Annotated in this window: 23 protein-coding genes and 1 tRNA gene; 8 read left to right on the forward strand and 16 right to left on the reverse strand. The window is 63.2% G+C overall.

Annotated elements, in window-relative coordinates:
- Positions 1 to 272: 272 nt before the first annotated feature.
- From POS17_RS01635 to POS17_RS01655, 5 genes are all read right to left on the reverse strand, one after another.
- Entirely contained in the window at positions 273 to 1088 is an 816-nt protein-coding gene (locus tag POS17_RS01635; protein ID WP_047335440.1) for an ABC transporter permease, read from the reverse strand.
- A 7-nt stretch (positions 1089 to 1095) separates the two neighbouring features.
- The gene (locus tag POS17_RS01640) at positions 1096 to 1932 is read right to left on the reverse strand and encodes an ABC transporter permease (protein WP_060837077.1); all 837 of its coding nucleotides are present in this window, start codon (positions 1930 to 1932) and stop codon (positions 1096 to 1098) included.
- 10 nt (positions 1933 to 1942) lie between these two features.
- The gene (locus POS17_RS01645; protein WP_060837078.1) at positions 1943 to 3055 is read right to left on the reverse strand and encodes an ABC transporter substrate-binding protein; all 1113 of its coding nucleotides are present in this window, start codon (positions 3053 to 3055) and stop codon (positions 1943 to 1945) included.
- A gap of 92 nt (positions 3056 to 3147) precedes the next feature.
- Complete coding sequence (locus tag POS17_RS01650) at positions 3148 to 4239, reverse strand: ABC transporter ATP-binding protein (protein ID WP_060837079.1); 1092 nt, start codon at positions 4237 to 4239, stop codon at positions 3148 to 3150.
- A 149-nt stretch (positions 4240 to 4388) separates the two neighbouring features.
- Entirely contained in the window at positions 4389 to 5306 is a 918-nt protein-coding gene (locus POS17_RS01655) for a LysR substrate-binding domain-containing protein (protein ID WP_060837080.1), read from the reverse strand.
- 293 nt (positions 5307 to 5599) lie between these two features.
- Here POS17_RS01655 and POS17_RS01660 point away from each other — a divergent pair, with 293 nt between their 5' ends.
- The gene (locus POS17_RS01660; protein WP_060837081.1) at positions 5600 to 7183 is read left to right on the forward strand and encodes a peptidase M20; all 1584 of its coding nucleotides are present in this window, start codon (positions 5600 to 5602) and stop codon (positions 7181 to 7183) included.
- Between the two features lie 381 nt (positions 7184 to 7564).
- Here the strand turns inward: POS17_RS01660 and POS17_RS01665 are convergent, their stop codons facing one another.
- From POS17_RS01665 to POS17_RS01690, 6 genes are all read right to left on the reverse strand, one after another.
- Positions 7565 to 9196: a BBE domain-containing protein gene (locus POS17_RS01665; RefSeq protein ID WP_060837082.1), complete on the reverse strand. Its 1632-nt coding sequence runs from the start codon at positions 9194 to 9196 to the stop codon at positions 7565 to 7567.
- 294 nt (positions 9197 to 9490) lie between these two features.
- Positions 9491 to 10702 (reverse strand): methyltransferase, encoded by a 1212-nt coding sequence (locus POS17_RS01670; protein WP_060837083.1) that lies wholly within the window; start codon positions 10700 to 10702, stop codon positions 9491 to 9493.
- A gap of 49 nt (positions 10703 to 10751) precedes the next feature.
- Positions 10752 to 11441, reverse strand: a complete 690-nt coding sequence (locus POS17_RS01675; protein ID WP_060837084.1) for an ABC transporter permease — start codon at positions 11439 to 11441, stop codon at positions 10752 to 10754.
- The gene (locus POS17_RS01680) at positions 11441 to 12133 is read right to left on the reverse strand and encodes an ABC transporter permease (RefSeq protein WP_060837085.1); all 693 of its coding nucleotides are present in this window, start codon (positions 12131 to 12133) and stop codon (positions 11441 to 11443) included. The genes POS17_RS01675 and POS17_RS01680 overlap by 1 nt, the downstream gene beginning before the upstream one ends.
- 65 nt (positions 12134 to 12198) lie before the next feature.
- Positions 12199 to 12951 (reverse strand): ABC transporter substrate-binding protein, encoded by a 753-nt coding sequence (locus tag POS17_RS01685; protein WP_011058718.1) that lies wholly within the window; start codon positions 12949 to 12951, stop codon positions 12199 to 12201.
- A 13-nt stretch (positions 12952 to 12964) separates the two neighbouring features.
- On the reverse strand, positions 12965 to 13738 hold the full coding sequence (locus POS17_RS01690; protein ID WP_016964770.1) for an ABC transporter ATP-binding protein: 774 nt from the start codon (positions 13736 to 13738) through the stop codon (positions 12965 to 12967).
- Positions 13739 to 14303: 565 nt separating this feature from the next.
- Here POS17_RS01690 and gabP point away from each other — a divergent pair.
- Positions 14304 to 15695 (forward strand): GABA permease, encoded by a 1392-nt coding sequence (gene gabP / locus POS17_RS01695; RefSeq protein WP_060837086.1) that lies wholly within the window; start codon positions 14304 to 14306, stop codon positions 15693 to 15695.
- Positions 15696 to 16081: 386 nt separating this feature from the next.
- Complete coding sequence (locus tag POS17_RS01700; protein ID WP_060837087.1) at positions 16082 to 16402, forward strand: hypothetical protein; 321 nt, start codon at positions 16082 to 16084, stop codon at positions 16400 to 16402.
- 81 nt (positions 16403 to 16483) lie between these two features.
- Here POS17_RS01700 and POS17_RS01705 read toward each other — a convergent pair whose 3' ends face one another.
- The 3 genes from POS17_RS01705 to POS17_RS01715 all read right to left on the reverse strand — a co-directional run bounded on the left by POS17_RS01705 (position 16484) and on the right by POS17_RS01715 (position 18366).
- Positions 16484 to 16894: a hypothetical protein gene (locus POS17_RS01705; RefSeq protein WP_060837088.1), complete on the reverse strand. Its 411-nt coding sequence runs from the start codon at positions 16892 to 16894 to the stop codon at positions 16484 to 16486.
- A gap of 125 nt (positions 16895 to 17019) precedes the next feature.
- Entirely contained in the window at positions 17020 to 17988 is a 969-nt protein-coding gene (locus POS17_RS01710; RefSeq protein WP_060837089.1) for an alpha/beta hydrolase family protein, read from the reverse strand.
- 48 nt (positions 17989 to 18036) lie between these two features.
- Complete coding sequence (locus POS17_RS01715) at positions 18037 to 18366, reverse strand: hypothetical protein (protein WP_060837090.1); 330 nt, start codon at positions 18364 to 18366, stop codon at positions 18037 to 18039.
- Positions 18367 to 18488: 122 nt separating this feature from the next.
- On the opposite strand from POS17_RS01715, the gene POS17_RS01720 reads away from it, so the two are divergent.
- The 5 genes from POS17_RS01720 to POS17_RS01740 all read left to right on the forward strand — a co-directional run bounded on the left by POS17_RS01720 (position 18489) and on the right by POS17_RS01740 (position 22032).
- Positions 18489 to 18809 carry an isochorismate lyase gene (locus tag POS17_RS01720; protein WP_047301081.1) on the forward strand — a complete coding sequence of 107 codons (321 nt, stop codon included), beginning with the start codon at positions 18489 to 18491 and terminating at the stop codon, positions 18807 to 18809.
- Positions 18810 to 18913: 104 nt separating this feature from the next.
- On the forward strand, positions 18914 to 19495 hold the full coding sequence (locus POS17_RS01725; protein WP_060837091.1) for a hypothetical protein: 582 nt from the start codon (positions 18914 to 18916) through the stop codon (positions 19493 to 19495).
- Positions 19496 to 19753: 258 nt separating this feature from the next.
- Positions 19754 to 20212 (forward strand): hypothetical protein, encoded by a 459-nt coding sequence (locus POS17_RS01730; RefSeq protein ID WP_060837092.1) that lies wholly within the window; start codon positions 19754 to 19756, stop codon positions 20210 to 20212.
- 210 nt (positions 20213 to 20422) lie between these two features.
- A complete protein-coding gene (locus tag POS17_RS01735) occupies positions 20423 to 21463 on the forward strand; it encodes a DMT family transporter (protein ID WP_060837093.1) in 1041 nt (346 codons plus the stop codon).
- Positions 21464 to 21753: 290 nt separating this feature from the next.
- The gene (locus POS17_RS01740; RefSeq protein ID WP_060837094.1) at positions 21754 to 22032 is read left to right on the forward strand and encodes a hypothetical protein; all 279 of its coding nucleotides are present in this window, start codon (positions 21754 to 21756) and stop codon (positions 22030 to 22032) included.
- Positions 22033 to 22105: 73 nt separating this feature from the next.
- Here POS17_RS01740 and POS17_RS01745 read toward each other — a convergent pair whose 3' ends face one another.
- Together POS17_RS01745 and POS17_RS01750 are read right to left on the reverse strand one after the other, a co-directional pair.
- On the reverse strand, positions 22106 to 23260 hold the full coding sequence (locus POS17_RS01745) for a Fic family protein (RefSeq protein WP_060837095.1): 1155 nt from the start codon (positions 23258 to 23260) through the stop codon (positions 22106 to 22108).
- Positions 23261 to 23582: 322 nt separating this feature from the next.
- Positions 23583 to 23658: transfer RNA gene (locus POS17_RS01750), tRNA-Phe, on the reverse strand.
- Positions 23659 to 23720: the final 62 nt, after the last annotated feature.

Here is a 23720-nt window from a genome sequence, read left to right on the forward strand (position 1 = left end):
CTTGAGTCTAGAAGAGCCCGGGCAAGCGGATGGAGCGAGCTGCGCACTATCGGATAAAACGCGGGGCCGGGGCATGACATCGGTCAGCTTGAACGCCAATAGCCGGGGAGGTTGGCAGGAGGAGGGGGGGGCTGGCGAAGGAGCTTGCTCCCGCTCGGGCGCGCAGCGGCCGTAGAGCCTGAGCCTGCGACTCGTCGATGGGAGCCGGGACTCAGGCATTGGGCTGGCTTCGCCAGCCAGCGCGAGCAAGCTCCCCCGCCACGCAGCGGTGGCTAGGGGCGGGCGCGGCGCTGGGCGGCGTACTGCAAGGCCAGGCGGCCCATGAGCACCAGCAGGGTCAGGCCGATCAACAGCACCGAGATCGCCGCCACGCTGGGGTCGACGTTGTCCCGCAGGCCGCTCCAGATCCGCCGCGGCAAGGTGTTGACGTCGACGCTGGTGATGAACAGGGTCACCGCCACCTCCTCCCAGGACAGGGCAAAGCTCAGCAGCGCGGTGGAGAAGATCCCCAGCTTGAGGTTCGGCAGCATCACCAGGAAGGTGGTCTGCATCAGGCTTGCTCCGAGGTTGCGCGAGGCCAGCTCGATGCGCCGGTCCACCTGGCTCAGGGCCACCAGCATGGTCACCACGCCGTAGGGCACCACCATCACCACGTGGGCGATCACCACCCCGGGCAGGGTGTCGTAGCCCCAGCCCGGGGCGATGCGCCCCAGGTTGGTTTCCATGAAGTACAGCACCAGCGCCGAGATCACCGGCGGAATGGCCATGGGCAGCAGCACCAGGCCGATCAGCAGGGTTGCCAGGCGCGAGCGCAGGTACCAGATGCCGAGGCTGAAGCTCACCGCCAGCAAGGTGGCGATCAGGCTGGTGGCGCTGGCAATCGCCAGGCTCTGGCCGATGCTCGACAGCCAGTCGGGGTTGCTCAGCAGCGCCTCATAGTGCCGCAGCGACCAGTTGCCGTCCGGCATCGACAGGTAGCGCTTGGCGGTGAACGACACCGGGATCACCGTCAGCAGCGGGAACAGCATGAAGGCCATGGCGACCACGGCGATCAGTCGGGTACTCAATGCAGTGCGATGTGTATTCATAGTGACCTCAACCCACCAGTCGATTGACACGGGTGACGCGCAGCAGCAGCCAGATCAGCGCGCTGACCAGGGTCAGCAGCACCAGGCTCAGGGCCGCGCCCAGGCCCCAGTTGCTGGTCTGGAACATCTGCAGGAACACGTACTCGGCGATCATCACCGTCTGCCCGCCACCCAGCAGCACCGGGGTGATGAAGAAGCCCAGGCAGAACACGAAGACCATGATGAAGGCCCCCAAGAGCCCCGGCAGGGTCTGGGGCAGCAGCACTTGCCAGAAGGTCCGCAGCGCGCCGGCGCCCAGGCCGCGGGAGGCCACCAGCACCCGTTGATCCAGCTGGCGCATGCTCGACAGCAGCGGGAACAGCGCATACGGAATCATGAAGTGCAGCATGCCGATCACCACTCCCAGCTCGTTGCGGGTCAGTTGCAACGGATGATCGATCCAGCCCAGGGACAGCAGGCTGTCATTGACCACGCCGTTGCTGCGCAGGGCGATCAGCCAACCGAAGGCCCGCACCAGCACCGAGATCCAGAACGGGATGAACACGCAGATCTCCACCATGCGCTGCCAGAACGGCGGGCTGAACACCCAGCAGTAGGCCAGCAGGTAGCCGATCACCAGGGCCAGAAGGCTCACGGTCAGGCACAGGCGCAGGGTGCGCAGGAGCATGTCGTGGATCGCCGGGTCCGTGGCGATGCGCTGGTACTGCTCGATCCCGGGCTCGGGCAGGGTAAAGCTCCAGCTCACCACGCCGAAGAACGGCAACAGGTAGAACACCACCAGCAGCAACGGCAGGGGAAACAGCAGCAGGCTGCGTTCCAGGCGCGCGGTTCGGGTTGCACTCATGGTCGACGGCTCACTTGGACAGGTGGGTCAGGTACTGCTCCAGGGTGCTGGAGTAGTGGTCGGCGTACCACTGGGTGTCGAGGAAGATCTGCTTCTTCATGTTGGCTTCGGAGGCGCAGTTGATCTCTCGCTGTTCGGCGCTCATCAGTTGCTGGGTGGCGGCGTTGGACGGGCCGTTGCCCAGGGCTTCGAACAGCTTCAGCTGGCCGGCGGGCTGCAAGGCGTGCTGGATGAACTGCATGGCCGGTGCGGCGCCTGCCGGGTTGTCCTTGAGCACGCCCCAACTGCTGGCGTTGAGGAAGGCATGGTCGAAGCCCCACTGGATGCGGCCGCCGCTGTCCTCGTGGAGCAGGGTGGCGCGGGTGTGCCAGATGGCGCCCATGGAGGCTTCGCCTTCGATCATCAGTTGCTGGCTTTCCGCGCCCGAGCCCCAGAACGACAGGACGTGGGGCTTGAGTTCATCGATCTTGCGCAAGGCCCGGGGCACGTCCAGCGGGTACAGCTGGTTTGCGGCCACGCCATCGGCTAGCAGCGCGGCTTCGAGCATGCCGTTCATCCATTTGTAGAGGGTGCGCTTGCCGGGGAATTGCTCCACGTTCCAGAAATCCGCCCAGTTCTTGGGGCCGTGGTTGCCGTATTTCTGGCTGTCCCAGGCGATCACGTAGCTGAACAGGTAGCCGGCGATGCCGTGCTCGTGGGACAGCTCCGGGGCCACCAGCTCCCGTTGCACCACGCTGTAGTCCAGGGGTTGCAGGACCTTGTCGCGGCCCAGGGTCATGGCGCTGTAGCTGTCCACATCCACCACGTCCCAGCTCGGCCGGCCGCTGGCCAGCTGCGAGCGGATCGCCCCTTCGGTGGGGCCGGCGCCGTCGATGCGCACCGGTATGCCAGTGCTCTTGGTGAAGCTGTCGGTCCAGGCGCTGCGGAAGGCGTTGAGCGCGTCGCCGCCCCAGTTGACCACCACCAGCGGCTTGTCCGCCGCCCAGCTGATGCCGCTGCGCAATGCCAGGGGCACCGCCGCCAGCAGGCCCATGGCCTGGAGGAAGGTGCGGCGGCTGACCTGCCCGCCACGGGCTTTTTCGATGAGGATTTCGATGCAGTCGCGTTGGTGGTGCTGGCTCATGGGGGCAAGTCCTCGCGAGGCCGATGCGCCAGGCGCCGGCCGATAGTGTTATTGGCTTTCTACGCAAACGCTCGACAGCGAGCGTGGTCGGCTCAGGCTTCCAGCAGGAAGCTGTGGCGCACCGGCCAGCTCAGCCACACCGGGGTGCCGCTGGGCAAGCGGGCACCGGGGTGATCGCCGGGCACCGAGAGGTTGACCGGTGCCAGTTCCGGGCTGATGTTCAGCGCCAGATGAGTGCTGGACCCCTGGTAGACCCGCTCGCCAAGGCAGGCGGGCAGCACGTTGTGTTCGCCGGCTTGTGGGCGCTCGGTGTGCAGGGTCATGTGTTCCGGGCGCACCGCCAGCAACTGCGGCTGGCTGCTGATGTCACCGGTCGTGGTGGCGTGCAGCGGGCTGTCGCCAAAGCGGCCGCTGGCCTGGCTGCCATTGCGGGAAAGACCCTGCAGCGGGAACAGGTTCATCTTGCCGAGGAACTCGGCGACGAAGCGGTTTTTCGGCCGGTCGTAGATGGTTTCCGGGGTGTCGATCTGCGCCAGCCGTCCCTGGTTGAAGATGGCGATGCGGGTCGACAGGGCCAGGGCTTCACCCTGGTCGTGGGTGACGAAGACGAAGCTGGTGCCGACCTGGCGGTGGATGCGCTGCAGCTCGGTCTGCAACTGCTCGCGCAGGTTCTTGTCGAGGGCCGAGAGGGGTTCGTCCAGCAGCAGCATGTCCGGCTCGAACACCAGGGCCCGGGCGATGGCCACCCGTTGCTGCTGGCCGCCGGACAGCTCGGAGGGTTTCTTGTGCAGGTGAGCCCCCAGGCCCACCACGTCGAGGATGTGCTTGACCCGGCGCTGGCGCTCCTCGGCCTTCACTCCACGAATGCGCAAGGGATAGGCGACGTTGTCGGCCACGCTCATGTGCGGGAACAGGGCGTAGCCCTGGAACACCATGCCGTAGTTGCGTTTTTCCGCCGGGCGCCGGCTGATGTCGACGCCACGTTCCAGCAGCTTGCCGGCGCTGGGGCTGAGGAAGCCCGCGAGGATCATCAACAGGGTGGTCTTGCCTGAGCCGGAGGGGCCCAGCAGGGTGAGGAATTCGCCTTGGCGAACGTCCAGATCGATGCCGTCCAGGGCGGTGAAGTTGCCGTAATACTGGCTGATTCCTTGGGCGCTGAGTTGAGTCGAGGGGCTGCTGGACACTACAGAGATCTCCCGGAAACCCACCTGCACGATTGAATTTTTATTGTGAGTGCAGCAGGTGGTGGATTCATTATTGTGAAAAGCAACGCCACATCAATGGAATAATTTTTGCCTCATTGGTGAGTGAAATTTCCCATTCGACCCGGCTTTCAAGGCTCGATCAGCGGGCTGTCACTGATGCTTTGGGCACTGGCCTGCAGCTGGTTTTTCAGCCAGTCGCTGAAGGCCTGGACCGCTGGCCGCTCGGCCTTGGCCGGGTCGATCACCAGGAAATAACCGCGCAGGGCGCTGATGCTGATATCGAACGGGCGCACCAGCAGCCCCCGGGCCAGGGCATCGCCGCTGAGCAGGTTGTCGCCGATGGCCACGCCCTGGGCGGCGATGCAGGCGGACTGCGCGCAATGGGCGTCGGAGAAGGTAATGCCACGGTCGGGATTGACCTGGCTGGCCCCGGCGGCCGCCAGCCAGACCCGCCAGTCGCTGGTGTCGCTCATGTGGATCAACGGAAAGTCTTTGAGGTCCAGCGGGCTCTTCAGGCCGCCGATGGCGTTGATCAGGCGCGGACTGCACACCGGCGAGAAGCGCAGGGTGACGATCTGCTCCACCAGCAGCCCCGGCCAGTCGCCGATGCCATAGGCAATGAACAGATCGGCCTCGGCGTCGCTGGTGTCGTCCTGGGCCCGAGGGCTGACCACCTGCAGCTGCACCTGGGGGTATTGGCGCAGGAAGCCGTTGATGTGGTTGCACAGCCAGAAACTGGCAAAGCCCGGATTGCAGCTGATGCGCAATTTGCCCGACACCGCCTGGCCGTCGAAACGCCGCCCGGCGTCCTGGATGTCCGCCAGGATGCGCCGCACTTCCCGGGCGTAGCTCTCGCCCTGGTAGGTCAGGCCGATGCCGCGCCCGACCCGTTCGGTGAGGGCAAAACCCAGGCTCTGTTCCAGGCTGATGATCTGGTGGCTGATGGCGCTGCGGGTCAGGCTCAGTTGCTGGGCGGCGGCGGTCACGCTGCCTAGCCGGGCGACCGCGTCGAGGGCGCGCAGGGCGGTGATCGAGGGATAACGCATACAACCTCCGAGTCGGGGGAACCTGTGTACGACGGCCCCAGGCAAGGCGCCGAGGCGCGGCTGGCCGCGTCGCAGTATGGGCCGCGATGGCGTCGAACTGGTCAATTTTCTTTGACATTGCTGGCGAAAAAATTCGATTGATGTCGCAGCCGCTTCACCAATACTGGACCTCGATCCGGGCCGCAATCGACCGGACCATCCCTAAAACAACAAGAGGTCCTGCAGGTCTTGCGCGGGCGCCGAGGCGTCCGGGCAGCGGCCGGCCGGAACCTGGATAACCAGGAGTGCCGCGCATGTCCCGCTACAAAGCATTCGCCCTCGATTGGGTTGAGCGCCACCGCCAGCAACTGTCGGACTGGCACCAGATCATCTGGCATTACGCCGAGCCGGCGTTCCGCGAGTACAAGTCCTGTGCCTGGTATGTCGAACTGCTGGAGGCCGAGGGCTTCACCGTCGAGCGCGGCAGCGGCGGCATGCCCACGGCCTTCTGCGCCACCTTCACCCAGGGCCGCGGCCCGCTGCTGGCCACCTACGGCGAGTACGACGCGGTGCCCGGCAACTGTCAGGCGGCGACCACCCGCAAGCAGCCGCGCGAGGGCCTGTCGCGCTTCGCCCCGGGGCACACCGATCCGCACTCGGCCCTGGGCATCAGCGCCCTCGGCGGGGCCCTGGCGGCCAAGGCGACCATGGTGGAATTCGGCCTGCAGGGCAGCATCAGGTTCTTCGGCGAGCCGGCGGAAAAACTCCGCGCCTCCAAGCCGGTCCACGCCGCCAAGGGCTACTACGATGACCTCGACGCGGCCATCAGCTTCCACCCGACCTACATGCTGCCGCTGAACAACACCACCACCTGGGACACCCACTGCGGCATCGCCTACGCCTACATCTACAGCTTCACCTGCGAGGATCCGCAGAACTGGATCGCCGCCGATCGCTACAGCCCGATCCCGCAGAACCACCTGGCGGCCCGGGCCCCGGGGGCCAATGACGCCCTGGTGCATTTCTACACCCTCAACGAAAGCCTGCGCCGCTCGACCCTGCCGTTCACCGGCCTGTGGAGCTACAACGAGGCGATCCTCACCGCCGGCCAGGCCACCGCCGACAACCTGCCGCCGCACCTGTCGCAGATCCAGTACCTGCTGCGTTGCGACTCCATCGAGCAGGCAGAAACCATCTCCCAGGTGATGGACAACAACGCCGCCGCGGCGGCCATGGCCACCGGCTGCCGCTGGAAAAAGACCTGGGTCTGCAAGTCCCGGGGCGGCTTGCCCAACCACGTCATGGCCCAGGCCACCTACGACAACCTGGCGGCGGTAGGCGCCCCGCAGTGGGATGAGGAAGCCCGGGAAATCGCCCGCGAGATCCAGCGCAACCTCGGCCTTGAAGCCATGGACAAGCCCTTCCTGCCGGCCACCGAAGAACTGATCGAGCCCCAGGAATGCGAGCGCCAGATGCGCCTGCAAATGCCCGCCTGGCAGAACTACCTGACCTCCGACGACTACCCGGAATACACCTGGCACTGCCCGACCGTGCGCCTGCTGGTGGCCCGGCCGATGCTCAGCGCGCCGCCGGGCACGGTCTACCCGGACTGGGTGTCCAACGCCCTGGGCGGCATTCGCCAGACCATCGACCCGATGATCGAGGTGGCGGCCAAGACCATCGCCGCGACCCTGGTCGACCTGCTGACCGACGAAGCCCTGCTCAGCGCGGCCAAGGCCGAGTTCGTCGAACGTACCGGCGGCGGCATCGGCGGCAGCCGCTGGCAGGCGCCGTTGCTGCCCGAGGACTTCAAGGTGCCCCATGATTTCCGCTGGCCGGAGTACATCAGCACCGCCCGGGGCGAAGAGTGGTGGATCCCGGCGCGGGCCGATGAGTAAGGGGCACTATCAGGCCCTTGCCTGAGGTCGCTCCCTGGCACCTGGGCGCAGGGCGTTATGCCCGTTCGCTCAGGTGTTTATGCACAACGGATGGGTCGCCAGGGCCGGGAACTGTCGGATTTGTGGAGCCGTTCTCATCTTTATGCAACTGGCTGTTTTTTCGGGCTTTTATTTTGTGAACAAAAAATGACCAGCTGATGATGGGGGCTAAGCACCCTGCAATCCCTGGCTTTGCCGGAATTCCATCAACAGACTTATCCACAGGTCGCGGCAGCCTGTCGCACGGCTCCACAGCCTGCTCTTCGAGCCCGCGGCCCAGGGTTGCCGAAGGCTCAGCCGAGCAGGCGCTGGTCATGCCGCAGGGGGTGGCCAGGCGGCGACCTACTCGGCCTTTGTGGCCGGGATGGACAGTTCATGACGAAACAGGTTGTTGGGGTCGATGGCGGCTTTCAGTTTGGACAGTCTGTTGATGAGTTCGCTGTTCCAGCCGTAGTACAAGTTCAGCCAGTCGGGGTCCACCGCGCCGGTGGCGGTGTATTTCATGTCGACATCGGGGTAGTTGATGTAGCAGCCATCGTAGGCGGGGCGCTTGGGCTTGCCGCCGTGCGCGGCGGTGAAGATGTTGCGGATCCAGGCGATTTGCACCGCGTCGTCGGCAGCGTGGGCCCAGTACGTCTGGTATTGGGCTTTGAGCAGGGAGCTTCTTTGCGGAACCGCGGTGGTGCCCATGCCCTTTTTATTGATCGCCCCGCCGTAGGAGTCGATCTGTACCAGCGACTGGCTGAAGCGTTTGTCTGGCGTGGCTTCGGTCAAGTGCGTCAGCAAGGCGTTGCAGGCCTGTTCGGAGAACTGTTCGACCTGATAGTCAGACTTGTATTTGCCCCGCTGATTGTTGCCCGAGCCGTTGATCATTTGCGTGACGTACAGCCAGTCCATCGCCGTGTGCTCAGGCACCGCGCCTCTGAACTTCCTGCCGGCGAGCGGGTGCCTGAGCGGGGCAATGTTGGGCGCGATGAAGCCGTCATGCAGGGTCGGCGTGATGCCCGCCGCGGCGTTCATCTTGCTGATGAAGTCGTTGAGCGGGATATCGTTGGCGCCGCCGACCCGGCCATTGGGGCCGGTGTACTGGATCGCCAGCACCACATGGTCGGAGGTGTCCACGTGGTTGAGTTTCAGCAGGGTGAACAAGCCACCGTTGCCAACGCCTTCCACCGGGCTGGTCGCGTTGGCGTCGTTATCCGAGAACCATTGCCAATAGGCCCGCAGGAAGTTCGAGAAGTTGGGAATCAGCTCCTTCCACGGGTAGGCCAGGGGAATCCAGTAGGCTTGTCGCGGGGCTTGGGGCAGTTGCTCGAAGTAGTAGCCGATGATGATGCCGAAGTTGCCACCGCCGGCGCCGCAACAGGCGGTGAACAATGCCTTGTCGTTGTTCGACGGGCTGTCCGCGCGAACATGCCGGAACTCCAGTTGCCGCGAGTTTTCCACAGGCACAAGAAGGTCGACGCCGGTGACCCAGTCCACGGTCAAGCCCTGAAGGCGCGATAACAAACCGTAACCGCCGCCGCTGATGTGCCCGCCCAAACCGACCGAATAACATGAGCCGCCAGGAAGGGTGCGCCCGGCCTGCTTGTACAGCGACAGGTAGCCGTCCCAGTTCTGATTGCCGGTCAATGCCATGAAACGATACGTCTTGTTCTGGCGATCCCAGGGCGAAGTGATGGTTTGGCTCTCGTCGTACTTCAGGCCTTTCATTTCACCGAGGTCGATAATCGCCAGGTTTTGTGTCTCGCCGCTCAACTTGTTGGAAACAAAGCCCTCGTAGCAGTGGCCGCCACTGCGCACCGTGATGCGATAGCCATCATGCAGTGCTGTATTGGCTGCCGTCAGAACTTCATCAGGTGTCGTACACACATAAATTCGGTTCGCGCCCTGTTCGATACTGGGTGGCCAACGCAAGTTGAAACCCTTTTGCAGGGTTTCGTAGGTGGGTGCCTGAGGGTCGATGATGTTCATGGTTGACTCCCTGTCAGTGATGGTGAGCTTGGCGACTTCCTGTCGAAACATGACCGCTTGAGTTGCGCCAGAGCTGTGGCTTGAGTGCGGCATATGCCCTGCACGTCTTAGAGACTAGTAGGCGTCATGAGCTTGGTTTTTTTCTTTTGTGAAGTTGCGGACATCCCCCGGCCTGATCGGCGGCTTTCAATGGGTTGTGGCTTTCCCATGGGGTGTCCGATGTCCGTTTTACAAGGTCACTGGCCGCAGGGGGCCTGCACGACGAACTTCGGCTAGAGCCGGTGCAGCGGCAGGTTATGGGCGCTCTGCCAGCAGGAGCAGATTGCGCGGGGTCAAGGGAGCCTGGCAGAAGGTTCCGAGGCGCACGGCGTAGCCCTGTTCTTGCAGGAACAGCGCACGGTCCAGCACCAGCCACAATTCCAGCGGGCGGCGGAACAGGCCCCGCAGCAGTTCCAGGTTGCGCACCTGGGCCAGGCGCTGCCAGCCGGCGGCTTCGAGGGCGGCCCAATCCTGGCAATCGACTGTGGATAAGTCCTTGAGGGCGGCCAGGTCGCGGCAGTAGTCGGCGAAGGGTTTGTCCAGCCAGTGGCTGGGCAGCGAAGGCGTTGGCAGGTATTGGTCGACCCCGCGCACTTGCCGTTGCAGCAGGTCGAAGGCCAGGCGCCGGGCCATGGAGCGGTCGCGCTGGCGCCGCACCCGGGCGCCGGCGGTGACGGTTTCGCTCATGGGCAGGGCCAGGTCTTCCAGGGACAGTTCCAGGTGCGATGCCTGGGCCGCTGTGGATAAGCCCTGGTAGTGGCTGGCGCGGGTGCGGTTGTAGCAGCAAGGGGCAATCGCCAGCTGTGGACAACCCTGCTGGCTGGCCAGCTGGATCAAGCGCACATGCAGATCGCCGCACGCGTGCAGGGCCACCGGGCTGTGCTCGGCGCAGAGCTGCTGGAGCGTGTCATCGGCCAGCACGTCCTGTTGCACATGGCGCGCGGGCAGGCCGTGCTGCCGGCTCAGTTGCTCGCCACTGTCGATCAGCGCCGGGTCGTATTCCAGGCAGGTCAGTTGTTGCCCGGGTTGCAGCAGGCGCCGGCCGAGGTGGCCCTTGCCGGAGCACCAGTCGAGCCAGTGAGTGGGGGGGCGCTGGAATTGCAGGCAGGCGGCGAAGGCTTCGATCTGCTGCCATTTGCGCCCGGGCACGTCGACCTTGAGGCGCGGGTGAGGCGCGCGCAGTGCCTTTATGGGGAGGTCGCCCAGTGTGCCGAGCGCTCGGGCCTGCTCCGCCAGCTGGGCAAAGGGCGCCGGCGCCTGGAGCTGCTGCGGATGGTTGTGGGCGGCTTCGGCGTCTTCCAGGGAGCGTTGGCGTAGCCACTGGGCCAGTTGGGGATGAGTGGATTCCCACGGCAGTTGCAGATGGTTGAACGGGCGCGGGCGCCAGAGCGCCTGGTGTTCAAGCAGGAAGCCGTCCAGGGCCTGGAAACGATCGAGCAGCGCGGGGCCTTGGAGGATCGAGGGCATGGGCGGTGAGTCCGGGGCAGGCCCGCTCCCGGGCGGGAGCGGGAGTAGGTCAGCGTCCCTGGCAGGCGTCGACCCGCAGCCAGCGTTCCAGTTGGCGGAAGGCCTGGACCAGGATGAACGACATCAGCAGGTAGAACACCCCGGCGGTGAAGAACATGTCCACTGTCAGGTAGTTGCGGGCAATGATGGTGCGCGCCATGCCGGTCAGTTCCAGCAGGGTCACGGTGCTGGCCAGGGAGCTGGCCTTGAGCATCAGGATCACTTCGTTGCTGTAGGCCGGCAGGCCGATGCGCGCCGCCCGCGGCAGGATGATGTAGAACAGCGCCTTGGGCCGGGACATGCCCAGGGCCCGCGCGGCTTCGATCTCACCGGGGGGAATGGCCTGGATCGCACCGCGCAGGATCTCGGCGATGTAGGCCGCGGTGTGCAGGGTCATGGTGGCAGTAGCGCACCAGAACGGGTCGCGCAGGTAGGGCCACATGAAGCTCTCGCGCACCGCATCGAACTGCGCCAGGCCGTAATACACCAGGAACAGCTGCACCAGCAGCGGCGTGCCGCGAAAGAAGAAGATGTAGGCGTAGGGCAGGGCGCGCACGTACCAGAGCTTGGACGAGCGGGCGATGCCCAGCGGGATGGCCAGCAGCAGGCCGAGAATCACGGCGATGCCCACCAGTTCCAGGGTCAGCGTCGCGCCCTGGATGAACTTCGGCAGCCATTTGTAGATGACTTCCCATTCCATTACGTCGTCCTCACAAAGCCGCGGGCGGCGCGTTTTTCCAGGAAGTGCATGCCGATCATGGACAGCACGGTCAGGCCCAGGTACATGACGGCCGCAACCATGTAGAAGGTGAACGGATGCCGGGCGAAGGTCACGGCGTTCTGCGCCTGGCGCATGATTTCTTCAAGGCCGATCACCGACACCAGGGCGGTGTCCTTCATCAGGATCATGAACAGGTTGCCCAGGCCTGGCAGGGCGATGCGCCACATCTGCGGCAGGATCAGGCGGCTGAAGATCCGCCACTTGGAAAGGCCCAGCGCGATGCCGGCTTCGCGGTGGCCCTTGGGGATGGCCAGGATCGCGCCACGAAACACTTCCGTGGCATAGGCACCGAAGCACAGGCCGAGGGCGATCACCCCGGCAACGAACGGGCTGAGGGCCAGGTCGGGGTTGCCGAATTGCTCCCCCAGCGCGTTCATCATGTTCACCGTGCCCAGGTAGATCAGCAGCACCCACAGCAGTTCCGGGACGCCGCGCACGATGGTCGAATAGGTTTCGCCAAGCCAGCGCAGTGGCTTGTACGGGGAAGTCTTGGCCAAGGCGCCGAGCAGGCCGAGCACCAGTCCCAGGCATAACGCCGAGAGGGCCAGCTTGACGGTCATCAGCGCGCCGGCGGCGAGCACCGGGCCGAATCCGAAGAGATCGATATTCATGGGGTCTGGATGGCTTTGCTAAGGACCGGCGCCCAGGGGGCGGGCGCCGGTCAGGCAAGTCAGTATCAATAGATGCTGAACGGGAAGTACTTGTCGTTGATCTTCTTGTAGGTGCCGTCGGCCACGATTTCCTTCAGGGCGGCGTTCAGCTTCTCGCGCAGAGGATCTTTCTTGCGCACGGCAATCCCGATCTTGTCGCTTTCCACCATCGGCTCGCCCTTGAACTCATAAGGCTTGCCGGCGTCGCTCTTGAGCCACTCGTAGTTGACGTACTTGTCGGCCAGGATCGCGTCCAGGCGGCCGGAGGTCAGGTCCAGGTAGGCGTTTTCCTGGGTGTCGTAGAGCTTGATGGTGATGTCGTCGCCCAGGTTGTCTTCCAGCCAGGTGCCGGCCAGGGTCGCCCGCTGTGCGCCGATGATCTTGCCCTTGAGCGAGGCCTTGTCGGTCTTGAAGTCGGTCTTGGCCTTGGGGGCGATGAACTGCAGCTTGTTGGAGTAGTACGGGTCGGTGAAGTCCACCGCCTGCTTGCGCTCGTCGGTGATCGACAGCGAAGAGATCAGGAAGTCGAATTTCTTCGCGTTCAGGGCCGGGATGATGCCGTCCCAGTCGGAAGTGACCACGGTGCATTCGACCTTCATCTTGGCGCACAGGGCGTCGCCGATGTCCTTGTCGAAGCCGACCACCTGGCCGCTGGCATCCTTGTTGTTGAACGGTGGGTAGGCGGCCTCGATCCCCATCTTCAGGGTTTCGGCGGCAGCGCTGGCGCTGAAAGCCAGAGTGACGGCAGCGGCCAGGAGGATTTTCTTATAGCTCTGCATGCGTGTAGCTCCGTTAGCGGTTGCTGGACATGAATTGTTTGCAGCGTGCCGAAAGCGGGTTCTCGAAGACCTGCTGTGGCGATCCCTGCTCCTCGATCAGGCCCTGGTGAAGGAACACCACTTCACTGGAAACCTGGCGGGCAAAGCTCATTTCATGGGTGACCAGCAGCATGGTACGGCCTTCTTCGGCCAGGGCGCGGATCACGTTGAGGACTTCCTGGACCATTTCCGGGTCCAGGGCCGAGGTCGGCTCGTCGAACAGGATGACTTTGGGTTGCATCGCCAGGGTGCGGGCGATGGCGGCGCGTTGCTGCTGGCCGCCGGACAGCTGGGCCGGGTAGGCGTGGCGCTTGTCGGCGATGCCGACCTTGGCCAGCAGCGCCTCGGCCACTTCGATGGCCTCGGCCTTGCTTTGGCCCAGTACCCGGCGCGGCGCCTCGATGATGTTGTCGAGCACGCTCATGTGTGGCCAGAGATTGAAATTCTGGAAGACGAAACCGATTTCGCTGCGCAGGCGGTTGATCTGCTTGCCGTCGGCGGCCACCAGCTCGCCGTTTTTCGCGGCCTTGAGCTTGAGCTCTTCGCCGGCGACCAGGATCTGCCCCTGGTGCGGGTTTTCCAGCAGGTTGATGCAGCGCAGGAAAGTGGACTTGCCGGAGCCGGAGGAACCCAGGATCGATATCACGTCACCGTCGCGTGCGGTCAGCGAAATACCTTTGAGTACCTCCTGAGAGCCGTAGCGTTTGTGCAAGTTGCGGATTTCAAGCGCGGGCGTGGCCTCAGCCATGTGCGGTCCTCATAGAGTTCATTGTGCTCCTGCTGTTGGCGGCCTTCCTGGCGAGGCGCCAAGCTAGCATAGGGTTCCAAGCGCAGCCAACAGCGCTACCGGAGGTAAACAGACGGCGTGTGGCAGGTTGTCGCATCAGCACAGAAGACTGTCGCCCCATCAACAACCGAACGCCCGTTTGAACCCGGAATCCGCCTGGAATCCGGTAGGTGTCGCGTAAAAAAAGGCGCGATGGTGCCAGCTTTGGCCGGGTGTTGGAAGGGTTAACGGGCCAAAGGTCATGGATCTGCCACCTAATTGTGCATCGGGTACTTTCGGGGTGTGTTTCTGGTGCGCAGTTTCGTCCTACAAAGTGAGTCGGCCAGTAACGAAATGGCGAAATGCCATTGAACTCAATGACTTGAGATTTCCGCCGGTCGGTTCGCCAAGCCTTGTTTCCCGGGACTCTGTAACATTTTGGCGCAAATCTTGCGTGCGAAATAAAGAACGCCCCGTTGAATTCTTTTTACGAGAACGAATGCCGACCGGGTGGAGTGACTCTTTTTTCGTTGCAAAGGTGCTTTTCATGAGCGGTACGCAACTCTCCAATGACCTCGAACAGGGGCTCAAACCACGGCATGTGACCATGCTGTCGATTGCCGGCGTGATCGGCGCGGGTCTCTTTGTCGGCTCCGGCCACGCCATCGCCGAAGCCGGCCCGGCGGTTCTCCTGGCCTATGCCGCTGCCGGCACCCTGGTGGTGCTGGTGATGCGCATGCTGGCGGAAATGGCCGTCGCCTCGCCGGATACCGGGTCGTTTTCGACCTATGCCGATCGCGCTATCGGCCACTGGGCCGGCTTCACCATCGGCTGGCTGTACTGGTGGTTCTGGGTGCTGGTGATCCCGCTGGAGGCCAACGCCGCCGCGACCATCCTGCATGCCTGGTTCCCCAACGTGGCGATCTGGGTCTTCACCCTGGTGATCACCCTGCTGCTGACTGCCACCAACCTGTTCAGCGTGAAGAACTACGGCGAGTTCGAGTTCTGGTTCGCCCTGATCAAGGTGGTGGCCATCATCGGTTTCGTGATCCTCGGCCTGGCGGCCATTTGCGGCTTGCTGCCCAATAGCCAGGTCAGCGGTGTCTCGCACCTGGTGGACACCCAGGGCTTCATGCCCAATGGCCTGGGCGCGGTGTTGGCGGCCATGCTGACCACCATGTTCTCCTTCATGGGCACCGAGATCGTCACCATCGCCGCGGCGGAATCCCACAACCCGGGCAAGCAGATCTCCAAGGCCACCAACTCGGTGATCTGGCGCATCGGCCTGTTCTACCTGGTGTCGATCTTCATCGTCGTGGCCCTGGTGCCATGGAACGACCCAAGCCTGGCCCAGGTCGGCTCCTACCAGACCGTGCTTGATCGCATGGGCATTCCCAACGCCAAGCTGATCGTCGACCTGGTGGTGCTGGTGGCGGTGACCAGTTGCCTGAACTCGGCGCTCTACACCGCCTCGCGCATGCTCTTCTCCCTGGGCAAGCGGGGCGACGCTCCGGCTGTGGCCAAGCGCACCAACGCCAGCGGCACGCCTTACTGGGCGGTGATCCTGTCCACCGCTGCAGCCTTCCTTGCGGTGTTCGCCAACTATGTAGCGCCGGCGGCGGTGTTCGAGTTCCTGCTGGCCAGTTCCGGCGCCATCGCCCTGCTGGTGTACCTGGTGATTGCCGTATCGCAACTGCGCATGCGCCAGAAGCGCATGGCCGCCGGCGAGAAGATCGCCTTCCGCATGTGGCTGTTCCCCGGCCTGACCTACGCGGTGATCGTGTTCATCGTGGCGATCCTGGGCATCATGCTGTTCCAGCAAGAGCACCGGGTGGAGATCCTCGCCACCGGCCTGCTGAGTATCATCGTCATCGCTGCGGGGCTGTTGGTGGCTCGTCGGCGCAAGGCCGAGCGCAATGGTGCCCTGGTACTGAACTGACGGTTTGACGCTTTGCCATACAAAAAGGCCGCCGTCAGCATTGACCGCGGCCTTTTTTATCGGATTTGTGAATTGTTACCTGGCGTTTCGTGGACAGCCCGCTGGCGAAATAGTAGCCTGCGCGCTCTTCGATAAGAGCTCTTGCGTGCCTGCGTGAGAGGAGCTATGGAATAGCGCTGTCATGCCAGGGATTGAACGCTTGTCGGGACTCTGAATCCGTCTTCTGCTTCCCTCCCCCTGATCCATCCGCGCCGGCCCATGCTCCTGATTTGTCCGCACTTGCCCATGGCATGGCTGACGGTCCCGGTTCGAAGAATGAGCATTCAGGGCCCAATGGCGATCGCCCGGTCGTTGGTTCCTCAAAATGGGGCGGCAAGGAGACGCGCATGGCGTTCACTAAAATCATCTTCAAAAACCCGAACACCGGAGCCATCAAGGAAGCGCCAGTTGGTTTCTCCTGGACCGTGTTCTTCTTCGGCTTCATCCCGGCCCTGTTCCGCGCTGACTGGAAATGGGCGGCCATCATGTTCCTGCTGTCGATGTTCACTTTCGGCCTGAGCAACCTGGTGTTCATGTTCATGTACAACAAGCTGTATGTTCGCGACCTGATCGGCTCGGGCTTCAAGGCCCAGTCCATCGCCAGCGGCGACCTGAACTTCGCCAGCTCGCGCATCGGCATGGAAATCCCTCGGCTGGAAGCGGCCTGAGTCTAGGCCCGGCTTCTGTAGCTGAAACAAAAAGGGCGCATTCATTGCTGAATGCGCCCTTTTTTCATGCCCGTTTGCGGCTCAGTCCTTGGTGCTGAACAGGGCCTGGGACGCGGCCATGTAGTCGTTGCGGAAGGCTTCGGACTCGATCCACTCCAGCGCCGCCGCCTCGTCGGCCTCGGTGGACCAGTTGCGGTACTCGATCAGCGCCGCAAGGATGAAATCCGTGGCGCCTTCGTCGCCCTCCTGCTCATACACCAGCTCCAGCAACGGGTCCGAGAGGAACACGGTGCACATGGCCTGCAAGCTGGTTTTCTCGGCGTCGCGCATTTTCACGAACAGCTCGGTCAGGTCCACCGACTCGAAGTCGATGCGGCTGTCGTTGGGGTCCAGTTCCAGCTCCGAGGTGGGAGCGGTGCGCTTGGCGCGGTTTTGCTTGGCCTTGGTTTTCGCCCGCTGGGCCCGTTTGTGTTGCTTGTTCGCAGATGCCATGGGCGCCTTACCTTGATGCTGGGAGGTGTATCGCGTGGGTCGCCGGGCAGCGGCGACCTTTTCAGGCGGCCAAGGATGCCAGCAAATCGAGGTCGGAGCACCTGCCGCCGGGCGAGCGGGGCGGCTCAGGCGCGCGGTACCAGCCGTCCCGGGCTGCTGCGGTCGAGTTCGCCGTGGCGCAGCCAGCCCAGGATGATGGGCCAGAGCCGGGTGTCGAAACGGCTGTGGAAAAAGGCGAAATGGCCGACCTCGGTTTCGCCGATATCCTGCGGGGCGATGCGCAAGTGGGTGCGCGGACTGTTACTGAAGTACGCCAGCAGGCGCTCGATGGCCGCCACCGTGCCGAAGGGATCGTCGCTGAGGCTGATGGCGAGCACGGCGGCGCTGACCTGGGCGAAGGGCTGGCCATTGCGCGCAGCGGCCAGCCTGCGGCCGCTGGGACGGCCTTCGTAGCGTGGGTGCGGGGTGGCCCAGTCGCGGACCACGCCGGCGGGCGTGTCTTCCATCCAGCCCAGGCGCTTGCCGGGGAAGTAGCCGTGAAGGCGGGTCAGCAGGGGCATCAGCACATGCCATTTGCCCAGCATGCGCCAGCGCAGCCGGGGCTCGTAGTCGCGCCAGTAGGCGAACTGCGCGCCCATGGTCGCCACACGGCGGATTTCCCCGGCGGAGGCCGCCAGGCCCACGGCACAGCCACCGAAGCTGTGGCCCACCACATCGATCGGCTGCCCGGGAAACTCGCGCCGGGCCCGTTGCAGCATGGCTTCGAAATCCAGTGCGCCCCAATCCGACCAGGACGCCTTGAGCCCCTTGAGCGAGGCCGGACGCGACTCGCCGATGCCGCGATAGTCGTAAGTCATGACGTCGAAGCCATTGGCGAACAGGTAGTCGGCGAAACGCACGTAGTAGCGGCAGCGCACCGAGGTCGCGGGGTTGATGATGACCACCGGTCTGCTCGGATCGGCTTGCGGGTGGCGCCAGGCAAAACCGCCAAGCACAAAGCCATCCGCCGCCGGTTCGCTGAAGGTTTCGCTGGGGTCTGGGCCGGCCGTGGCGAGGCGCGTGGCAGGCAGGTCGGGAGGGGACAACAGGGACATGGGCGCTTGTTCCTGGGCGGCTGCACTATGCCGGAGCGGCATCCGGCATCAGCGATGTTTTTTTTGTGCGCCCATTAATACCCGGCCGATCCACAGCGCGGCAACTGCCAGTGCACCCAGCAACAGGGTGCTGATGCTTTGCCAGAGCAGCTCGATATAGAACTGGGTCGGCTGTTGTGCCTGGCTGTAGACGAGCTTCGGGCCGGCGCGGTTGCGGGTGACGATCAGGCCGTCCTGCAGCGCGCTCACCAGGGTCCAGCCCAGCAGTGCGGTGAGTGCCAGCAGCACGCCACCGATCAGCAGGAATACCCAGGCGCCCCTGCCGGTCTTGCCGGGCTTGGGGTGGGGCAGGCGGACTCGGGTTCTCTTCTGGTTCACGCGAGCAGTTCCTTGGCAGTCGAATGGGCGCGAGCCCGCAACTTTACTCCCCTGCGCCGTCATGGGAATAATCCGGGCCCGGCCAAAGCCGGGTATCCCCAGACGTCGATGGAGTCTTGAGCATGGAAGTGAAGCAGCAGATGAGCCCGGAACAATGCCAGGGCATGGAAGACATCCGTCGGGAAATCGACCACCTGGATCGGGCGGTCATTGCCCTGCTGGGCGCGCGTTTCAAGTACGTGCTGGCGGCGTCGAAGTTCAAGACCTCGGCGGCCACCGTGCGGGCCGAGGAGCGCTTCAAGGCGATGCTCGCCACCCGCCGCGAATGGGCCGAGGCCGAAGGCCTGAGCGCGGATGCCATCGAGAAGCTGTACAGCGATCTGGTGCAGCACTTTATCGCTGAGGAGATGAAGCATTGGCAGGCGGCGCAGGCGCCAGCTTGAGCTTATAGGCCGGCGTTCGGCGTTGATCGAATTGGGCAGCGTCCTTGATCTGTGTCGGCGCGGGTATGCTGGCGACCTTTTTCGATCGATCAGGAACCACAACCATGCAATTTCGCTCATGGACAGGGCTGGCGCTGGCAGCGCTATTGGCGGCGACCGGGCAGGCGCAGGCGAGCGAGCCTTCCTCGGTGTATCTGCGCTGCAGCATGACCCCCGAGCAGTACGCCAAGGCCATGGCGGCAGCGCCACGCCCGGCGATTTCCTACAGCGATTGGCAGAAGTGGTTCGACAGCAAGGACATGTACGGCTCGGCCCGGGTCGATGCCGAGTGGTTGCAGGATTCCGGAGCGCGCAGCCTGCAGGAAGTGGTGCAGATCTGGGCCGGGCTGGGTAGCGCTTCGCACTATGATCCGCAGACCGGTCGCTGGCAGTTCGCCCTGCTGGAGTTCACCGACAACTATGGCGAGATGATCCAGCTGCTGGCGCCGCTGCGCAGCGTCGCCCCTTACTGCCAGCCCGGCTCCGACAGTTTCCTGCTGATCTACTCCTACATCTGGGGGGATGGCGACAACGCCTACCTGACCCTCAACAAGCAGCGCAGCCAATTTGCCGGCAAGCCCACCAAGGCCCAGCTTGCCGAGGCCGATGCGGCGCTCAAGGTGCTGATGGATGCCAGTTCGCAGTGAACAAGTGGCTGGGCGGGCAAGGTCTCCGCGTCGGCGAGCCTAGATTCCTTTGGTTAAAGACTTCACGCCGAATCGTTCTAAACCGCTCTCTGTCGCGGCATACACTTAAGACAGGAGCTGCAAGCACAAGGCTGCTTGCCTGAGAGGGGCTGGTCATTCAGAGACAGTCGGGGAGACCCAGTCACCGCCATCCTGGGGCTGAAGACATGGCGGTGGTGTTCTGTTCACCGGTTCGAGACGAACCCGGGAGTGGTCATCATGAAGTCCTTTCCTATGAGTGTCATATCCGGCGTTGTGGCGGCGCTGCTGTCAGTGGCGCCACTTGGCCTGCAGTCTGCCGCCATCAGCAGCGAGCCGATCGATCCGGCCGGCGTGCAGTTGGAGCCGCAACAACAGAATGGCATCACCTATCTGTGCGGCGGCATCGGCCTGGACGAGTCGCGGGCTATCCAGCTGGTCAAGGGTTACAACCTGCATATGATCTTTTCCGTGGGGCCGGAAAACCAATACACCTCGGATATCGACGTGGCGATCCAGAACCTGCAAGGGCGGTCGGTGCTGAACCTGAACCAGGTGGGCCCGTTCGTCTATGTGCAGTTGCCGGCCGGCAAATACCAGGTCGTCACCACGCGCAACGGGCATGTGCAACACAGCATGGTCGATACGCGGATGGCGGCCACGCGCGACCTCAACCTGCACTGGAATGACGCCTACTGAGTGAGGGCGGGAGTGTTGCCCAGCGTTGAACAGGGGCAATGCCCCATTCCAGGCCTGAAAAACCCTGAGTCGAAAGATTCAGGGTTTTTACTATGGGCGGGCAGAAACGGGGTCATGCGCTTGTTCGTTGCGGGGTGATTCACATCCTTTCCACATGGGCAGAGCCATCATGCACAACCGCATGCAACCAGTCTGAAAGGCGATCCGAATATGAATCTGAGTGTGCTCCATGCCTTGGCCGCCGCCGCCTTGTTCGGCGCCAGTACGCCGCTGGCCAAGCTGCTGGGGCTGGATGTTCCGCCGATGCTCCTGGCTGGGCTGCTGTACCTGGGCAGTGGCGTCGGCCTGGCCATTGTCCGTTGCGTTCGCGATCGGGGTTGGCAACCGACGGGGCTGACGGCGCGCGAGTGGCCGTGGCTGCTGGGGGCGATCTTGTTTGGCGGAGTGCTGGCGCCGGTCGCGCTGATGTTCGGTCTGACGCGGACCGCAGGCGCCACCGCCTCGTTGCTGCTCAACCTGGAGTCGGTACTCACCGCGGTGCTGGCGTGGCTGGTGTTCAAGGAGAACGCCGATCGCCGGATCGTGCTCGGCATGCTCGCCATCGTGTTGGGCGGGATCGTTCTGTCATGGCCGCAGCAGCACGCCGGTGCTGATGACTGGCTGGGGCCACTGGCGGTGGCCTGCGCCTGCCTGTGCTGGGCCATCGATAACAACCTGACCCGTAACGTCTCGGCGTCCGATGCGCTATTCATTGCCGGTAGCAAAGGAGTGGTGGCGGGGGTGGTCAATGCCGGCCTGGCGTTGCTTGTTGGCGCGCAACTGCCTGCTGCTGCCACGCTGGGGCCAATACTGCTGGTGGGTTTTTTGGGTTACGGCGTCAGCCTGGTGCTATTCGTCCTGGCCCTGCGAGGGCTGGGCAGTGCGCGCACCGGGGCCTACTTCTCCACGGCGCCTTTCCTTGGCGCAGCGCTTTCGATTCTGATCCTCGGCGAGTCGGTTTCCCTGTGGTTTCTGCTGGCTGCGGCACTGATGGCCATCGGCGTGTGGATTCACTTGATGGAGCACCACGTTCACGAGCATCAGCACGAGCCTCTCGCGCACAACCATCGCCATCGGCATGACGAGCACCACCAGCATGAACACGGCTTTGAGTGGGACGGCTCGGAGCCCCACAGCCATCCCCATGAGCACGCGCCGATCCGGCATAGCCATGCACACTTCCCCGATGTTCATCATCGGCACAAACACTGAGTGGACTGGTTACTTTCAGTCACCAGGTGAGGGCTTGCGCTGATCGGACCTGCTCTTTACTCTGCGCCGGTCGCTGCCAAATCAGCGGCCGGGCGTAGGAACCCGATCATGAGATGCGTACCAGCACCCAAGTCTTTGGGTGCTGTTTGCTGCCTATGCGTTATGGCGGCTGTACGCGGGCACGCTTCGGCGTGGCCGGATCTTGTGACCGGTTCCTACCCCCGCGTGCAGCTGCCACCTGGCCGGTAGGAAGTTGGGTGGTAGCTCCTCATACACAAGGAGTGTCACCAATGAACGGATATATCCCTCTTCAACACACGCCAGCGGACAACCCCGTCCTGCTGATCAATCCTCATGCGCCGCTGGTCGATCTTCTGGCCTGCGCCGATCAGCGCATCCGCGCCCTTCACAAACTGATGAGCAGCCTGTCCGGCATGACCGCGCAAACGGCTGACGCCAGCGACCTGTTCCAGATCGCCGACATCGCCTCGCTGCTGCTCGGTGATGGCGTGGCCCTGCTCGATGTGGCCCAGGGGCAGGCGCTGGAGTGGGCGAATAAGGCCTTCTGATCGGCGCAGGCGGTGCGTGAGTGCGGCCAGGATCAGTTTGATTCTGGTCGCCCTCGCAGAGCCTGAGTGAGTGTCATGGCGCCTCAAGCGGTGCCGGTATGAACCCTTGCTCTCGAAGTGCCTTGATCATTCCTCTGATGAGGTAGCTGTTGGAGAAGCCGATGGTGTATTGCCGGGCGTTGGTGCTGATGGGCAATAGCATGCCCTGGTCCACCAGTTTCTTTATTTGATAGGTCCTTTGTCCGGCAGTCAGTTTGGGCAGCGCCTGGGCGATGTCGCTCGACTTAACAACGCCTGACTTGATCGCTGTGGTCAGTACCGTTTCTTCCGCAGCAGTGATCCATTGTCGATCCCGAGCAAAGGTAATGGCGGGAGCGAGGATGTGCCGGCTCAGGTAGCGGTAGTCGGTGAGGCGATTGACCTTTTCCAGGTCGTCCCTGATGCCCTCCAGAACATAAGTGCACCAGGTCTCCAGCCCGGCCTTGGTTCCTTGGTCCGCGGTGGCGAGCATGGCGTAGTAGCGTTCCCGATCATTGAAGAAAACGGCAGTGGGGTTGAGTACGCGGCCACCCGTATCGACGTTGAAGCCATATTTCATCAGCTGTGCATAAGTCAGGAGGCGCACCACGCGGCCATTGCCGTTGCCAAATGGGTGAATCCAGGCAAACCGGTGATGGGTCAAGGCCACTTTCATCAGGTCGTATTTGGGCAGGTCCTCCCGATTGACGAACTCCACCAGCTCTTGCATGTAGCTGGGCACCATCAGGGCATCAGGAGGTAGGTGAGCGGCCTGAGCAATCTGTACGGCGCCCTGGCGATACGCTCCAGGCGTCTTGTCGCCCTCTCGGCCCAGGTCCTGGACGGTCATCGCGTGCAGCTCTCTGATGATGAGGTCGGTGATTGGTGTTCCCGGGCCAATGGTTTGCTCGATGTAGTCCATGGCTTTTTCGATGTTCGCCACTTCGCGTAGCTGGTCCGTGTCCTCGGCTGTGCCTTCCACCTTGCTCTCGATGTAGTCGGCAAGCGTGGTGTGGTTGCCCTCGATGCGCGCCGAACCCAGGCTTTCCAGGATGTGGAAGATTGTTTTCAGCTGATAGAAGACCGCAGGAGGCGTATCGCCTTCCAAGCGCAAGCGCCGAAGGTGCTCAAGCTCGCTCAGCACGTCCACCAGAGGGGAGTCGAAGGATGGGTTTAGCAGCTCAAGGTCTTGATGGAGGAATGCAGGCATTGTGCAAACATCTCGAAGGCCGGAAAAATTATCTATGATTTTTTTGCTATAGGCCCTGTTCTATATGGGTTCTGCTCGAATATCAAAAGATGATTATCTCTAAATGGTTCTTCACTTAAGTGAACACTTGAGAAAAGCCGCGGCGTGATGCGCTGTGTGGGTGGCGCGATGATCGCGCAGCGGTTGGGTTGTGCAGGAAAGAAAGCCGGGGGTGTCGAGCGGGGAGGAAGGGAAGGGCTGAATGGCAGGCAACAAAAAACCCGCACTAGGCGGGTTTTCTGGTTGCTTTCACGTGATGCAAACACCACCTGAAAGCTGAAGGTGGTGCCCAGAGACGGAATCGAACCGCCGACACGGGGATTTTCAATCCCCTGCTCTACCGACTGAGCTATCTGGGCAACGGGGCGCATTAAACGGGTTTTTCAGGGGGGCGTCAAGCAAGTTTTGAAAAAAAGTTTAA

The sequence above is a fragment of the Pseudomonas sp. Os17 genome, from assembly GCF_001547895.1.
Taxonomy (GTDB): Bacteria; Pseudomonadota; Gammaproteobacteria; order Pseudomonadales; family Pseudomonadaceae; genus Aquipseudomonas.